The following is a 14,600-nucleotide window of genomic DNA, read 5'->3' on the forward strand; positions in this document are numbered from 1 at the left end:
TGAGTTTCAGACCACCCGCAGGCCCAGTTCCTCGACCAGCGAGGCGGCCTGCCGGTGCGAGATGGTCGCGCCCTTGAACTGCGCCGCGTTCGCGAGCCGCAGCCCGCCGAGGTCGACCTCGCGCAGGTCCGCGCCTTCGAAGCGCGCGAGCTTCAGGTGCGCATTGCGCAGGCTGCCGCCTTCGAACACGGCTTCGCGGAAATCGCAGCCCGACAGGTCGGCTTCGGAGAAGTCGAGCTGTTCGAGCGTCTGCTTGCGGAACGACATGCCGCGCAGGTGCGCGTCAACCAGCAGCGAGTCCTTGAAGCCGATGCCCAGCGCCGACACTTCGCCGAAGTGCGCGCCCGTGAGCTTCACGCCCGTGAAGAAGGCCGAGGCCATCTTGGCGCGCGCCCACTGCGTGTTGTTCAGGTCGCAGTCCTGGAAGCGTGCGTTCGTCAGGTCCGCGAGGCCGAAGTCGGCCTGGCGCGCGCGGCAGCCGGCCCAGCGGGAGTCCGACAGCAAGGTGCGGTCGAACGCGGCCTCGGCGAAGTTGCAGAGCGTGAACTGCGCGCCGCGCAGGTCCAGGCGCGACAGGTCGGCGCCGTCGAAATCGCAGCGTTCGAAGTGCAGGGGCTCGGCGCCCTTGCGGTCCTGCAGGCAGGCCAGCAGGTCGGGGCGCGACCAGGTCTGGTCGGAAATCAGCAGGGTCATTCGGGGCGGGATTCGGTCAGTGCGCGCAGTTCTTCGGCGCTGAAGCCGGCGCGGCTGCGGGCTTCGAGGTTGAAAGGGGGCTTGTGGCGCGGCGCGTCGTAGCGCGCGACCAGCGCGGGGTAGGTGGCCTCGGGGTCGATGCCGGCGCGCTCGCACAGCCAGCGGTACCAATGGTTGCCGATGGCCACGTGGCTCACTTCGTCGCGCAGGATGATGTCGAGGATTTCCACCGCCCGCAGCGCGTCGGGCGTGTTCACGCGCTTGAGCTTGCCCTGGATCAGCGGCGTGGCGTCGAGCCGCGCGCCTCCAGCGTGCGCGGCACCAGCGCCATGCGGCCGAGCACGTCGTCCCTGGTTTTCTCGCACATGTTCCACAGGCCGTCGTGGCCGGGGAAGTCGCCGTAGCGGTAGCCCATGCCCTGCAGGTGGGTGTGCAGCAGCGTGAAGTGCAGCGCCTCTTCATCGGCCACGCGCAGCCAGTCGCGGTAGTAGGCCTCGGGCATGCCGTCGTAGCGCCACACGGCGTCCAGCGCGAGGTTGATGGCGTTGAACTCGATGTGGCAGATCGAATGGATCAGCGCGGCCCGGCCCTCGGGCGTGAACGGCGAGCGCTTCTGCACGGCGGTGGCGGCCACGCGCTCGGGTTTGTCGGGGCGGCCGGGCACGCCGGTGTCGTCGCCGGGTGTGCGGATCGGCTCGGTTGCTATGGAATCGGTAGCGCCGTTCAAAGAAATGGCGCGCGTTGCCGCCACCTTTTGTTCAGGATCGGTCAGTCGCAGCGCGGCCAGCGCGCTCAATCGGGGGTGCATCCCTACAATTCTAGTTTTGCCCCCCGGAGACAACCACGATGGCGATTTATGAATTGGACGGCGTTGCACCGACGCTCGGCGAAGGCAGTTGGGTGGCCGACAGCGCGCAGGTGATGGGCAACGTCAAGCTGGCCGAGAACGCGAGCGTGTGGTTCGGCGCCGTGCTGCGCGGCGACACCGAGACACTGACCATCGGGCGCAACAGCAACATCCAGGACTTGTCGGTGCTGCATGCCGACATCGGCTGCCCGCTGACCATCGGCGACAACGTCACCGTGGGCCACCAGGTGATGCTGCACGGCTGCACCGTGGGCGACAACTCGCTGATCGGCATCCAGGCGGTGGTCTTGAATAACGCGAAGATCGGCCGCAACTCGATCGTTGGCGCCGGCAGCGTCGTGACCGAGGGCAAGGAGTTTCCCGACAACTCGCTGATCATTGGTTCGCCAGCCAAGGTGGTGCGCACGCTCGACGACGCGGCCGCTGCCAAGTTGCGCCAAAGCGCAGAACACTACGTAGAAAACGCCCATCGCTTCGCGAAGGGCCTCAAGAAAATTAGCTAACCCCCAGGCTTGCCCACTTCGTGTGGCCTCCTTCCCCCTTGCAGGGGGCAATACCAGCGGCCCGGCAAAGCCGGTTCCGCGGTATTTCACGCGAAGGCAGCCTGATTGAACGAAAGATGATGTTTTGAGCGAGCTGCACAAATTCCTGTTCGATGGCCTGCCGGTGCGCGGCGTGATCGTGCGCCTGACAGATGCGTGGCAGGAGATTCTTGCGCGGCGCGCCTCCAACACGGCCACCGGCCCGTACCCGCCGCCCGTGGCCGAACTGCTCGGCGAAATGACGGCGGCGGCCACGCTGATGCAGGCCAACATCAAGTTCAACGGCGCGCTGATCCTGCAGATCTTCGGCGACGGCCCCGTGAAGGTGGCCGTGGCCGAGGCCAAGCCCGACCTGAGCCTGCGCGCCACCGCCAAGGTCATCGGCGATCTGCCGGCCGACGCGCGCCTGCCCGACATGGTCAACGTGAACAACAAGGGCCGCTGCGCCATCACGCTCGACCCCAAGGACAAGCTGCCCGGCGCAACGCCTTACCAGGGCGTGGTGCCGCTGTTCGACGACGAAGGCGAAAAGCTCGGCAAGCTCAGCGACGTGCTGCAGCACTACATGCTGCAGAGCGAGCAGCTGGACACCACGCTGGTGCTGGCCGCCGACGACAAGGTGGCCGCGGGCCTGCTGATCCAGCGCCTGCCGGTGAAGGGCGAGGGCAACCTCGAGGGCACCGCGGACAAGGACCACGACCAGGCCAACGAAGACCAGATCGGCCTGAACGAGGACTACAACCGCATCTCGATCCTCGCGTCGAGCCTGACGCGCGACGAGCTGCTGACGCTCGACGTCGAGACCGTCCTGCACCGCCTGTTCTGGGAAGAAAAGCTGCTGCGCTTCGAGCCGCAGGCCGGCCTGCTGGGCCCGCATTTCGCCTGCACCTGCGGGCGCGAGCGCGTGGCGCAGATGATTCGCGGGCTGGGCGTGGAAGAGGCCGAGAGCATCCTGGCCGAGCGCGGCGACATCGAGGTGGGCTGCGACTTCTGCGGCAAGCAGTACCGCTTCGATGCGATCGACACGGCGCAGATCTTCAGGCCGCCGACGGACCAGATTCCGAGCAGCCCGGTCGTTCAGTAAGCGTCGGCTGGCCGCTCGGGTCAGCGCAGCACCTTGATCATCATTGCGGCGAGTCGCTCGTGCGCAAAGCCTGCCGCCAGCGCCCGGTCGAACAGCCGGCCCGGGCCTGCGCAGGCATGAGATGGCTCGTAATGGCTCGAGCGCTCGGGCGCTGCCACCGGCCGCGCTGACGCGGCCGATTTCTTCCAATCCTTCCGCACCTTTCCATTGCGTCGCAGGCGCTCAGGGCAAACCCGAGCTTGCCTGGCGGTACGGCATGGCACACATTATGCAAATGGATTTGCGAATTTGATATTTACGCAAATTCAATTGCACCAATTCGGTGAGCTCTTACTCCGGAAGGATTGTCATGAAGAAACTCGTTCTCCGACTGCTCGCGGCTGCGGTCGTTGCCACGTCGGTCGTCGCCCCCGCCACGGCGGCCGGTCCCTTGCTCGTTGCCGTCGACACCGCCTTCGTCCCCTTCGAATTCAAGGAGGGCGACAAGTACGTGGGCTTCGACATCGACCTGTGGGATGCCGTCGCCAAGGATCTGAAGCTCGAATACAAGCTGCAACCGATGGACTTCAACGGCATCCTCCCCGCGCTGCAGACCAAAAATGTCGATGTGGCGCTGGCCGGCATCACCATCAAGGAAGAGCGCAAGAAGGTCATCGACTTCTCTGACGGCTACTACGACAGCGGATTCATCCTCATGGTGCCCATGGCCAGCAAGATCGCCGGTGTGGCGGACCTGAAGGGCAAGACGCTGGCCATCAAGACAGGCACCTCTGCCGCCGACTACGCCAAGGCCAATTTCGCGGGCACCGAACTGCGCCAGTTCCCGAACATCGACAACGCCTACCTGGAACTGATGACCGGCCGCGTCGAGGCCGCCATGCACGACACGCCGAACGTCCTCTACTACATCGCCACCGCCGGCGCGGGCAAGGCCAAGGCGGTCGGTCCGCAGATGATGGCGCAGCAGTACGGCATCGGCTTTCCCAAGGGGAGCCCGCTGGTGGCCCAGGTGAACGGGGCGCTGGCAAAGATCAAGGCGGACGGCCGCTACGCCGCGATCTACCGGAAGTGGTTCAAGACCGAGCCGCCGAAGCCCTGAGCGGACGAGCACGGAGCCATTCATGGATTTCGACTGGTCAGTGATCGCCGGCGCATTGCCGGCGTTGGCAAGGGGCGCTCGCCTGACGGTGTTCATCACCGTGGCGGGCCTGGTGGGGGGCACGCTGCTGGGTGTGCTGTTCGGCCTGATGCGTGCCTACGGAACCGCTTTGTCGGCAGCCTCGGCTTTGCCTATGTGGGTCTCGTGCGCGGCACACCTATCGTGGTGCAGGTCATGTTCATCTACTTCGCACTGCCGGGCCTGCTGGGCGTGCGCGTGGACCCGATGACGGCGGCCGTTGCTTCCATCGTCATCAACTCGGGCGCCTACATTGCGGAGATCGTGCGCGGCGCGTTCCTCTCGGTGCCCAAGGGCCTGAGCGAAGCGGGGCTGGCAATGGGTCTGCCGCGCTGGCGCGTGCTGGCGTTCGTCGTCGGTCCGGTCGCGTTTCGGCGCATGACGCCGGCGCTGGGCAACCAATTCATCGTGAGCCTCAAGGACACCTCGCTCTTCATCGTCATCGGTGTCGGCGAACTGACCCGCCAGGGGCAGGAAATCATGGCGTCCAATTTCCGGGCCATCGAGATCTGGACCGCGGTCGCCGCCATCTACCTCCTGCTGATCGGCGTGCTCACGCTGGGCCTGCGGACTGTCGAAAAAAGGATGCGCATCCTGTGAACATCGTCGAATTCAAGAACGTCGAGAAGCACTTCGGCGCCAACGTGGTGCTCGATCGCGTGAACCTGCAGATCTGCCCGGGCGAGGTCGTCGTGCTGATCGGACCCTCGGGCTCGGGCAAGTCGACGCTGCTGCGTTGCATCAACGCGCTCGAGCAGATCAATGGCGGCGACCTGCTGGTGGGCGGCCTGAGCGTGCGCGGCGGCAATGCCGTGGCGCGCGAGATCCGCCAGGAGGCGGGCATGGTGTTCCAGCAGTTCAACCTGTTTCCGCAAATGACGGCACTGGAGAACGTCGCGTTCGGGCCGCGACAGGTGCGCGGCGCCTCCAGGTCGCAGGCGCAGGCACTGGCGGCGGAACTGCTCGCGAAAGTGGGGCTCGCCGAGCGCATGCACCACTATCCGAGCGAACTCTCCGGCGGGCAGCAGCAGCGCGTTGCCATTGCGCGCGCACTGGCCGTCAGGCCGAAGCTGATGCTGTTCGACGAGCCGACCTCCGCGCTCGATCCCGAGCTGCGCCAGGAGGTGCTGCGCGTCATGCAGTCGCTGGCCGAGGAAGGCATGACGATGGTCGTCGTGACCCACGAGATGCAGTTCGCCCGAAAGGTCGGCACACGGCTGATCTTCATGGAGCACGGCCACATCACGGTCGACGGACCGCCGGCGCAGTTGCTGGACAACCCGCCGAACCAGCGCCTGCGCGATTTTCTTCAGCACGTGGAGTGACATGCCGACATTGAACTACCTTGAGGCCGGAGGGTCGCCCTTCGAGACGGGGCGCATGCTCGGCCGCTTCGGCGCCGAGGCCATGCAGGAATACGCGCGACATTCGCCCGCCTGGGCGACCGTGATGCGCCATCGCGGCACGCCCGCGGCCGAAGCGATGGCCAGTTTGGTGCGCGCGCGTTTTCCGCGCATCCGGGACGAGCTGCAGGGCCTGGCCGCCGGGCTGGAGCTGCCGTTCGAAGACGTGTTCCTGTGGAACAGCCGCGGCGACCTGTGGGCGATGGCGCCAGACGGATGCACCACGGTGCAGGAAGCGGGCGCACTGCGCCGCATCACCCACAACGAGGACGGCGACCCGGCCTTCGCGGGGCATTGCGCAATCGCCGTGTGCGCGGTGGAAGGCGGGGCGTCCTTTGCCTCATTCGTCTATCCGGGATCGCTGCCGGGCCACACCTTTGCCGTGACCGAGGGCGGCCTTGCGATGACGGTGAACAACCTGCGATGCCTGGAGGTGCGGCCCGGCGTTCCACGCATGGTTCTCACGCGGGCGCTGCTCGAAGCGACCAGCCAACACGAGGTGTGCACGCTGCTGGCGTCGAACGAGCGTGCAGGCGGCTTCCACCTCACCGTGGCGCACCGGGCCGCGCCCGAACTGCTCAGCGTGGAGTTCAGCTCCGAAGCCTGTTCAGTTGCAAAGATCACAGGCCGGAAGCTGCATGCCAACCACGCGCTGCATCCCTTGCTGAGCGATCTGCCGCAGATCGTCACCGGCTCGTCACGGCACCGGCAATCGCGCGGTGATGTCTTGTTGGCCGACGGCGATCCGCTGCGTTTGCTGGCCGACAGCGGTGATGCGTCGTTTCCGATCCTGCGCGCCGATCCGGCCGACAGCGACGGCGAGAACACGATGGCGACCGCGGACATCCGCATCGGCCCTTCGTGCATCGAATGGCAGGTGTACGAGCACCCGGCGCAGCCGCCGCGCTTCCATATGATCGACGGCCATGCAAACATCGAAAAACCCCAGCGAGCCCACCCCGCCTGACGCCGAGGCCGACGGCGCTTCGCCGCCTCGAACCGTCGAGGCGCTGCGTGCGCTGACGGTGCGTCTGGGGCGCGGCGATGCGCTGATTTCGATGGGCGGCAAGGCTCACAGCGTGCTGGCACGCCTGGTCGAGCGGCCGGAAGAGGTCGCTGTGCGCACGATCACCGAACTCGCCGAATCCCTGGGGGTGAACGCGTCGACGCTGACGCGCCTGGCGACCCGTCTCGGCTATGCCGGCTTCGTCGATTTTCAGACCGTGTTCCGCGACGGGCTGGCGTCCCGGCACCGCCATTTCTACAGCGAGCAGGCCGGACGCCTGGTCGCGCATGCCTCGGAGCGCTCGCAGTCGGACGGGCCTGGAAAGCGCCCGGAGATCGACACCATGGTGCAGATCGCCAAGGACTCCATCGCCAACACCGAAGGGTTCCTCGCGCAGCTCTCGGCCGACGAGCTTCGGCAGGCGGCCCGGCTGCTGGCCACGGCGCCGCGGGTTCGCGTGCATGGTCTCCGGCAGTTCAGCGCACTGGCCAGTTTTCTGGCCTACGGGCTGGCGATGGTGCGCGGCGACGTGGCCCTGCTCGATCCGCACGGGCTGGGCGTGGCCGAGGGGCTGGCCCAGTTGCAGCCCGGCGATCTGGTGGTTGTGACGAGCGTCGAACCCTATACGCGCAGCATCGCAGAGACGGCGGCCGCTGCCGCCAAGGCTGGCGTGGTCGTCGTTGCCATCACCGACCACCGCGCGTCACCGCTCGCGGCCTCCGCGAAGCACTCTTTCTTCGTGCCGCACGGCAGCACTTTCTTCAGCAATTCGATGGGCGCGTACGTCATCTTCTGCGAAGGCCTTCTGAACCTGGTCGCCACCGATCTGGGCAAGAAGGCACTGAAGGCGCTGCAAAGGCGCGAGCGATTCATCGAAGACCTGGGCATCGAGTAGCGCTGCGCCTCGAGGCGCGCGCTCAGCGTTCAATCGTCGAAGCCGCCAAACATGATGTCCGGTGCGCTGGTGTTGTGTTTGGACGGCAGGCTGCGGCCGAAGCGCACCTGCGTGGCCTGCAGGGTCTTCACCTCGGGCAGCGGCAGCACCTGCTGCGCGGCCTGGGGCGAGGCCTGCCAGCGCACCTCGCTCACGTCGGCGTTGTCCGGCGTCACGTACATCGAGCGCAGCACCGCGAAGGGCTGTGCGGCCGCCGTGGGCTTGGACAGCGTCACGTCGAGCGCCGTGCGCGTGCGGCTGATTTCGTCGACACGCGCCACGGCACTGCCGCCGTTGGTGAAGCGCACATGGATCGCCAGCGGCTTCGGCACGATGCGGATCGACGCGATGTTCACCACCGGCCGCGCGGCCGCCTCGACCGGCCCGAGCAGGAACGACGAGCCGTACACGCCGTCGCCGAAGCGCGGGTCCGGCAGCGGCTTGAGCCGCCAGTAGCCGTCCGACGGATACAGCACGATGGCCTCGAGCGCTTGCCGTTCTCCTTCTTGAACACCTGCAGCAGGTGAAAGCCGCGATCGCTGCGCTGGCCCACGGTGACGGGCACGCTCTGCGGGCGCCAGAAGCTCGGCAGCGTCATGCCGACGATGCGCCACTCGGCGTTGTCCAGCAGCACCACGGTGCGCTTCTTGAAGCGGTGGGCGGGGTCGGTGGGGTGGGCGCCGCCGTCGAAGTTGCAGCCTGAAAAATCGGGCGCGGTGACGTCGTTGCCGATCTTGTCGAGGTAGTCGGGCTGCAGCGCCTCGATGCGCATGTGGCGGATGCCGTCGCCGCGCAAGGTCAGCGAGACGTTGTCTTCCTCGGCGCAGGCGGTGGTCGTGGTGCCGTTCTCGACGGTGGCCGCGACGGGGGCGGCGGCGGCATGGCCGGCGGCCAGCAGCAGCAGGGCGATGAGGGCCGTGAAAGGGGCGAGGCGCGCGGCGGTCGAAAGGGGCATCGGGTCTCCGGTGAAGGGATGGAGGGCGCGCGCCGCTTCGTGCTTATTCGCGGCGCGCGATCAGGTCGCTGAAGAGCTTATGTTCGCATTCCGGGTCGGAGCACTTCTCGCAAGGCCATGACCACGAGGCGGGCTTGGCTTCGAGCCGGCCGCGCGCGCGCGTGCGGCCTTCGTTGCCGGCGATCGCGTTGATCGCGTTCCAGGCGCTCGCGAGCCGTTCGCCGCCGCTGCCGTGCACCACGGCGAACGAGAGCTTCGCACCCGTGAGCGCGGCGCGCACCAGCGTGTCGGTCGGCTGGCGCGCGTGCGGGCCGTCGCGCATGTCGTCGGCCACCCAGGGCAGGTCGAGCGCGGTGAGCAGCGTGATGGCGTAGCGCCGCTGCGCGGCCAGGGCGCTGGCGTAGAGCGAGGTGTCGGCGAACAGCTGCTCGCTGTAGACCGCCGTCATGAGCGCGGTGGTGTCGGCCACCACCACGCCCGAGGCCGCGGCCATGTCGATGCGGCGCGTCTGCTCGTCGGCGATGGCCTGCTGCTCGTCGGGGCGCGGCGTGCGGGCTTCGCGCTCGCACCATTCGCGCAGGTATTCGCCCACCAGCGTCACCGGCGTGCCGCGGTCGCGCAGGCGCTGCGTGATGGCGCGGGCCAGCTCGGTCTTGCCGGTGCTTTCGGCGCCCAGCAGCGCAATGACGCAGCCGGTCGGCAGGTTGGGCGTCATGCGCGCACCGCCTCGGGCAAGCGCTGCCGCCAAGCGATGTAGCCGGCCACGCTGAGCAGCGCGAACACCGCATAGAGGCCGACGGTGAGCCACAGGCCCTTGTGGATGAACAGGCCCACGCTGACCACGTTCACGGCCAGCCAGATCAGCCAGTTCTCGATGAACTTGCGCCCGAGCAGAAACTGCCCGACCACGCTCAGCCCGGTGGCGAAGCCGTCCCACCACGGCACGTCGGTGTCGGTGAAGCGGCGCAGGAAGAGGGCGACGGCCGGCCACGCGAACGCGCAGGCGGCCAGGGTGAGGGCGATGCCGCGCGGCGAGAGCCGGCTGACATGCAGCGCGCTGCCGTCGGCCCGGTGGCCGCGCAGCCATTGCGTCCAGCCCCACAGGGCGACGCAAGCGAAAAGACCTGGAGCGAGGCGTCGCCGTAGATGCGCGCCTTGGCGAACACAGCCACGTAGAGCAGCGAGCTGACGATGGCCAGCGGCCATCCCCAGTGGATCTCGCGCATGTTGCAGCCGACCATGGCCAGCGCGATCAGCGCGGCCACGAGTTCGAGCCAGCTGACAGGAGAGCCCCAGAGCAGGAATGCGGGGGCCGAGAGAAGCTCGAGAATCAGGTTTGCCCCCGGGGGGCGCCATCGCAGTCTGTTCGTGAGACACCGCGGAACCGGCTTTGCCGGGCCGCAGGTGTCGCCCCCTGCAAGGGGGTTGGCGAAGCGACACGAAGTGCGCGAAGACTGGGGGTCATCCTAATGCGCGATTTGTACGAACACTTCGTTCGGTTTGACCATGCCGAGTTCCGCCCGCGCGCGTTCCTCGACCATTTCGAGCCCGTCCTTCAGGTCGTTGACCTCGGAAGTCAGGCGCTCGTTGTTCAGCGCGGCCTTGGCGTTGGCTTCCTTCTGGTCGGCCAGCTTGGTGCGCAGTTGCGTGACGTCGCGCACGCTGCCGCGCCCGTTCCACAGCTGCCACTGCAGGACGCCCAGCAAAAGCAGCAGGATGATCGGTGGAACGAGGCGGGCGCGCATGCGCGAGGCGTCCAGTGCGTTACTTCAGGTTGTAGAACGCGCCGCGGCCCGGGTAGAAGGCGATGTCGCCCAGGTCTTCTTCGATGCGCAGCAGCTGGTTGTACTTGGCGATGCGGTCCGAGCGCGACAGCGAGCCGGTCTTGATCTGGCCGGCGTTGGTGCCCACCGCGATGTCGGCGATGGTGCTGTCTTCGGTTTCGCCCGAGCGGTGCGAAATGACGGCCGTGTAGCCCGCGCGCTTGGCCATCTCGATGGCGGCGAAGGTCTCGGTCAGGGTGCCGATCTGGTTGATCTTGATCAGGATCGAGTTGGCGATGCCCTTGTCGATGCCTTCCTGCAGGATCTTGGTGTTGGTGACGAACAGGTCGTCGCCCACCAGCTGCACGCGCTTGCCCAGGCGTTCGGTCAGGTGCTTCCAGCCGTCCCAGTCGCCTTCGTGCATGCCGTCTTCGATGCTGATGATCGGGTACTTGTCGACCCAGGTCGCGAGCATGTCGGTCCAGCTTTCGGCCGACAGCGACAGGTTTTCGCCCGACAGCACGTACTTGCCGTCCTTGTAGAACTCGCTGGCCGCGCAGTCCAGGCCCAGGGCAATCTGCTCGCCCGCCGTGTAGCCGGCCTTGTCGATGGCTTCCAGGATCAGCAGGATCGCCGCTTCATGGCTCTCGACGCTGGGGGCGAAGCCGCCTTCGTCGCCGACCGCCGTGCTGATGCCGCGGTCGCCCAGGATCTTCTTGAGCGCATGGAACACTTCGGCGCCGTAGCGCACGGCCTCGCGGAAGCTCTTGGCGCCCACGGGGATGATCATGAACTCTTGCAGGTCGAGGCTGTTGTTGGCGTGCGCGCCGCCGTTGATGACGTTCATCATCGGCACCGGCAGTTGCATGCCGCCCATGCCGCCGAAGTAGCGGTACAGGGGCAGGCCCGACTCTTCGGCCGCGGCGCGGGCCACGGCCATCGACACGGCGAGCGTGGCGTTGGCGCCCAGGCGGGCCTTGTTGTCGGTGCCGTCCAGGTCGATCATGGTGCGATCGAGGAAGGCCTGTTCGCTGGCGTCCAGGCCGAGCACGGCTTCGGAGATTTCGGTGTTGATGTTCTCCACCGCCTTCAGCACGCCCTTGCCCAGGTAGCGGCTCTTGTCGCCGTCGCGCAGTTCAATGGCTTCGCGCGAACCGGTCGATGCGCCCGAGGGCACGGCCGCGCGGCCCATGGTGCCCGATTCGAGCAGCACGTCGCATTCGACGGTGGGGTTGCCTCGGCTGTCGAGAATTTCGCGGCCGACGATGTCAACGATTGCACTCATCTTCTTCTCTTTCCTCTAATAAAACGGGTTCACAAACCTTCGACGGCGATCATTCGCATGACCGCCGCGCCCGCGCGCGCTTCGCGGGCCTTCAGGTACTCGGGCGTTTCGTAGAAGGCCTTGGCCTTCTCGAAGCTGGGGAACTTCAGGATGACGATGCGCGAGGGCGCCCAGTCGCCCTCCAGCGCTTGAACCTGGCCGCCGCGCACGCACACTTCGGCGCCGTGCGCCTGCATGGCGGCACTGGACCACTTCTTGTATTCCTCGTACTGCGCCGGGTTGGTGACCTCGACGTGGGCGATGACGTATCCGCTGCTCATGCCTGAAAGCTGTCCTCTAGAAAGGGGTTCTTCTTGGTGACCCGGTCGAGCGCCAGCAGCGTCTCGAGCAGGGCCTTCATGTGCTTGAGCGGCACGGCGTTGGGGCCGTCGCTCAGTGCCTTGTCCGGGTCGGGGTGGGTCTCCATGAAGAGACCGGCCACGCCCACCGCCACCGCGGCGCGCGACAGCACCGGCACCATCTCGCGCTGGCCGCCCGAGCTGGTGCCCTGGCCGCCGGGCAGTTGCACGGAGTGGGTGGCGTCGAACACCACCGGCGCCCGCGTTTCGCGCAGGATGGCCAGCGAGCGCATGTCCGACACGAGGTTGTTGTAGCCGAAGCTGGCGCCGCGTTCGCAGGCCATGAAGTTGTCTTCGGGCAGGCCGGCTTCGCGGGCCGCCGCGCGTGCCTTGTCGATCACGTTCTTCATGTCGTGCGGCGCGAGGAACTGGCCCTTCTTGATGTTCACCGGCTTGCCCGACTGGGCCGCCGCGTGAATGAAGTCGGTCTGGCGGCACAGGAAGGCGGGCGTTTGCAGCACGTCGACCACCTTGGCGGCCTCGGCGATGTCTTCATGCGTGTGCACGTCGGTCAGCACGGGCAGGGCGAGTTCGCGCTTGACCTTCGCCAGGATCTCCAGGCCCTTGTCGCGGCCCGGGCCGCGAAAGCTGGTGCCCGACGAGCGGTTGGCCTTGTCGAAGCTGCTCTTGAAGATGAACGGAATGCCGAGCGCCGAAGTGATTTCCTTCAGCGTGCCGGCGGTGTCCATCTGCAATTGCTCCGATTCGACCACGCAAGGCCCGGCGATCAGGAAGAACGGCCTGTCCAGCCCGATGTCGAACCCGCAAAGCTTCATGCAACGGCCTTGAGCGTCTTGGTGCTGCCGGCGCCCTTGTCCTTGTGCTCGAGCGCCGCCTTGATGAAGGCGTTGAACAGCGGATGGCCGCCCCACGGGGTCGACTTGAACTCGGGGTGGAACTGCACGCCCATGAACCACGGGTGCACGTCCTGCGGCAGCTCGACGATTTCGGTCAGGTGCTCGCGCTGCGTGAGCGCCGAGATCACGAGGCCGGCACTGCGCAGCTCGTCCAGGTAGTTGACGTTGGCTTCGTAGCGGTGGCGGTGGCGCTCGGTGACCACGTCGCCGTAGATGCTGTGGGCCAGCGTGCCGGGCGTGACGTCGGAGCTTTGCGCGCCCAGGCGCATGGTGCCGCCGAGGTCGGACTTTTCGTCGCGCGTCTTCACGGTGCCGTCGCGGTCCTTCCACTCGGTGATCAGCGCGATCACGGGGGTGGGCGTCTCGGGGTCGAACTCGGTGCTGTTGGCGTTCTTCAGGCCGGCCACGTGGCGGGCGTATTCGATGGTGGCCACCTGCATGCCCAGGCAGATGCCCAGGTAGGGCACCTTGCCTTCGCGGGCGAAGCGGGCGGCCGAGATCTTGCCTTCCACGCCGCGCTGGCCGAAGCCGCCGGGCACCAGGATGGCGTCGTACTTGGCCAGGCGCGACACGTCCTGCGCGGTGATGGTCTCGGAGTCGATGTAGTCGATCTTCACGCGCGCATGGTTCTTCATGCCGGCGTGGCGCAGGGCTTCGTTCAGCGACTTGTAGCTGTCCGACAGGTCGACGTACTTGCCGACCATGGCAATCGACACTTCCTGCTGCGGATGCTCGACTTCATAGACCAGGTCGTCCCAGCGCTGCAGCTTGGCGGGCGGGGTGTTGATGCGCAGCTTGTCGCAGATCAGGCCGTCCAGGCCCTGTTCGTGCAGCATGCGAGGCACCTTGTAGATGGTGTCCACGTCCCACATCGAGATGACGCCCCACTCGGGCACGTTCGAGAACAGCGAGATTTTGGCGCGCTCGTCGTCGGGAATCGGGCGGTCGGCGCGGCACAGCAGGGCGTCGGCCTGGATGCCGATTTCGCGCAGCTTCTGCGCGGTGTGCTGCGTGGGCTTGGTCTTGAGCTCGCCGGCGGCGGCGATCCAGGGCACGTAGCTCAGGTGCACGAAGGCCGAGTTGTTCGGGCCCATGCGCAGGCTCATCTGGCGCACGGCTTCCAGGAAGGGCAGCGACTCGATGTCGCCCACGGTGCCGCCGATTTCGACGATGGCCACGTCCACCTCGTGCGCCGTGCCGATGCCGGCGCCGCGCTTGATGTATTCCTGGATCTCGTTGGTGATATGCGGAATGACCTGCACCGTCTTGCCCAGGTAGTCGCCGCGGCGTTCCTTCTCGAGCACGGTCTTGTAGATCTGGCCGGTCGTGAAGTTGTTGGCCTTGCGCATCCGCGTGTTGATGAAGCGCTCGTAGTGGCCGAGGTCGAGGTCGGTCTCGGCGCCGTCATCGGTGACGAACACCTCGCCATGCTGGAAGGGCGACATCGTGCCGGGGTCGACATTGATGTACGGATCGAGCTTGATGAGGGTGACTTGGAGGCCGCGCGATTCGAGGATCGCGGCGAGCGAGGCGGAGGCGATTCCCTTGCCAAGGGAAGATACGACACCACCGGTGACGAAGACAAATTTGGTCATGCCAGTTCCGGATACGTGAATCCGGGCAGTGGGAAATTGC

13 protein-coding genes and 4 pseudogenes are annotated in these 14,600 nt (G+C 66.7%); 7 read left to right on the forward strand and 10 right to left on the reverse strand.

Annotated elements, in window-relative coordinates; translation table 11 throughout:
• Positions 1–6: 6 nt before the first annotated feature.
• Positions 7–693 carry a pentapeptide repeat-containing protein gene (locus BMG07_RS19055; RefSeq protein WP_198085878.1) on the reverse strand — a complete coding sequence of 229 codons (687 nt, stop codon included), beginning with the start codon at positions 691–693 and terminating at the stop codon, positions 7–9.
• A pseudogene (locus BMG07_RS19060) lies at positions 690–1,501 on the reverse strand (ferritin-like domain-containing protein). The gene BMG07_RS19055 and the pseudogene BMG07_RS19060 overlap by 4 nt, the downstream one beginning before the upstream one ends.
• Before the next feature lie 38 nt (positions 1,502–1,539).
• Between BMG07_RS19060 and BMG07_RS19065 the strand changes: the two are divergent.
• The 7 genes and pseudogenes from BMG07_RS19065 to BMG07_RS19095 all read left to right on the forward strand — a co-directional run bounded on the left by BMG07_RS19065 (position 1,540) and on the right by BMG07_RS19095 (position 7,668).
• On the forward strand, positions 1,540–2,064 hold the full coding sequence (locus tag BMG07_RS19065; RefSeq protein WP_198085879.1) for a gamma carbonic anhydrase family protein: 525 nt from the start codon (positions 1,540–1,542) through the stop codon (positions 2,062–2,064).
• Positions 2,065–2,188: 124 nt separating this feature from the next.
• The gene (locus tag BMG07_RS19070; protein WP_198085880.1) at positions 2,189–3,187 is read left to right on the forward strand and encodes an Hsp33 family molecular chaperone HslO; all 999 of its coding nucleotides are present in this window, start codon (positions 2,189–2,191) and stop codon (positions 3,185–3,187) included.
• A 349-nt stretch (positions 3,188–3,536) separates the two neighbouring features.
• On the forward strand, positions 3,537–4,286 hold the full coding sequence (glnH, locus tag BMG07_RS19075; protein ID WP_198085881.1) for a glutamine ABC transporter substrate-binding protein GlnH: 750 nt from the start codon (positions 3,537–3,539) through the stop codon (positions 4,284–4,286).
• 22 nt (positions 4,287–4,308) lie between these two features.
• A pseudogene (glnP, locus tag BMG07_RS19080) lies at positions 4,309–4,964 on the forward strand (glutamine ABC transporter permease GlnP).
• The gene (gene glnQ, locus BMG07_RS19085; protein ID WP_307867015.1) at positions 4,961–5,689 is read left to right on the forward strand and encodes a glutamine ABC transporter ATP-binding protein GlnQ; all 729 of its coding nucleotides are present in this window, start codon (positions 4,961–4,963) and stop codon (positions 5,687–5,689) included. The pseudogene glnP and the gene glnQ overlap by 4 nt, the downstream one beginning before the upstream one ends.
• A gap of 1 nt (position 5,690) precedes the next feature.
• Positions 5,691–6,734, forward strand: a complete 1,044-nt coding sequence (locus BMG07_RS19090; protein WP_198085882.1) for a C45 family peptidase — start codon at positions 5,691–5,693, stop codon at positions 6,732–6,734.
• The gene (locus BMG07_RS19095) at positions 6,694–7,668 is read left to right on the forward strand and encodes a MurR/RpiR family transcriptional regulator (protein ID WP_198085883.1); all 975 of its coding nucleotides are present in this window, start codon (positions 6,694–6,696) and stop codon (positions 7,666–7,668) included. The genes BMG07_RS19090 and BMG07_RS19095 overlap by 41 nt, the downstream gene beginning before the upstream one ends.
• Positions 7,669–7,697: 29 nt before the next feature.
• Here the strand turns inward: BMG07_RS19095 and BMG07_RS44960 are convergent.
• From BMG07_RS44960 to BMG07_RS19135, 8 genes and pseudogenes are all read right to left on the reverse strand, one after another.
• Positions 7,698–8,662: pseudogene (locus BMG07_RS44960) on the reverse strand (hypothetical protein).
• 43 nt (positions 8,663–8,705) lie between these two features.
• Positions 8,706–9,377: an AAA family ATPase gene (locus BMG07_RS19105; RefSeq protein ID WP_198085884.1), complete on the reverse strand. Its 672-nt coding sequence runs from the start codon at positions 9,375–9,377 to the stop codon at positions 8,706–8,708.
• A pseudogene (gene pnuC / locus BMG07_RS19110) lies at positions 9,374–9,963 on the reverse strand (nicotinamide riboside transporter PnuC). Before pnuC ends, BMG07_RS19105 begins: the two are co-directional and overlap by 4 nt.
• Positions 9,964–10,128: 165 nt before the next feature.
• Positions 10,129–10,407: a cell division protein FtsB gene (gene ftsB / locus BMG07_RS19115; RefSeq protein WP_198085885.1), complete on the reverse strand. Its 279-nt coding sequence runs from the start codon at positions 10,405–10,407 to the stop codon at positions 10,129–10,131.
• A gap of 19 nt (positions 10,408–10,426) precedes the next feature.
• Entirely contained in the window at positions 10,427–11,710 is a 1,284-nt protein-coding gene (gene eno, locus BMG07_RS19120) for a phosphopyruvate hydratase (protein WP_198085886.1), read from the reverse strand.
• A gap of 29 nt (positions 11,711–11,739) precedes the next feature.
• Entirely contained in the window at positions 11,740–12,030 is a 291-nt protein-coding gene (locus tag BMG07_RS19125; RefSeq protein ID WP_198085887.1) for a DUF1330 domain-containing protein, read from the reverse strand.
• The gene (gene kdsA / locus BMG07_RS19130) at positions 12,027–12,884 is read right to left on the reverse strand and encodes a 3-deoxy-8-phosphooctulonate synthase (protein ID WP_198085888.1); all 858 of its coding nucleotides are present in this window, start codon (positions 12,882–12,884) and stop codon (positions 12,027–12,029) included. The genes BMG07_RS19125 and kdsA overlap by 4 nt, the downstream gene beginning before the upstream one ends.
• Entirely contained in the window at positions 12,881–14,560 is a 1,680-nt protein-coding gene (locus BMG07_RS19135; RefSeq protein ID WP_198085889.1) for a CTP synthase, read from the reverse strand. Before BMG07_RS19135 ends, kdsA begins: the two co-directional genes overlap by 4 nt.
• Positions 14,561–14,600 lie beyond the last annotated feature (40 nt).

Origin of the sequence: Variovorax sp. E3, from assembly GCF_016082275.1 — a bacterium.
Taxonomy (GTDB): domain Bacteria; phylum Pseudomonadota; class Gammaproteobacteria; order Burkholderiales; family Burkholderiaceae_C; genus Variovorax.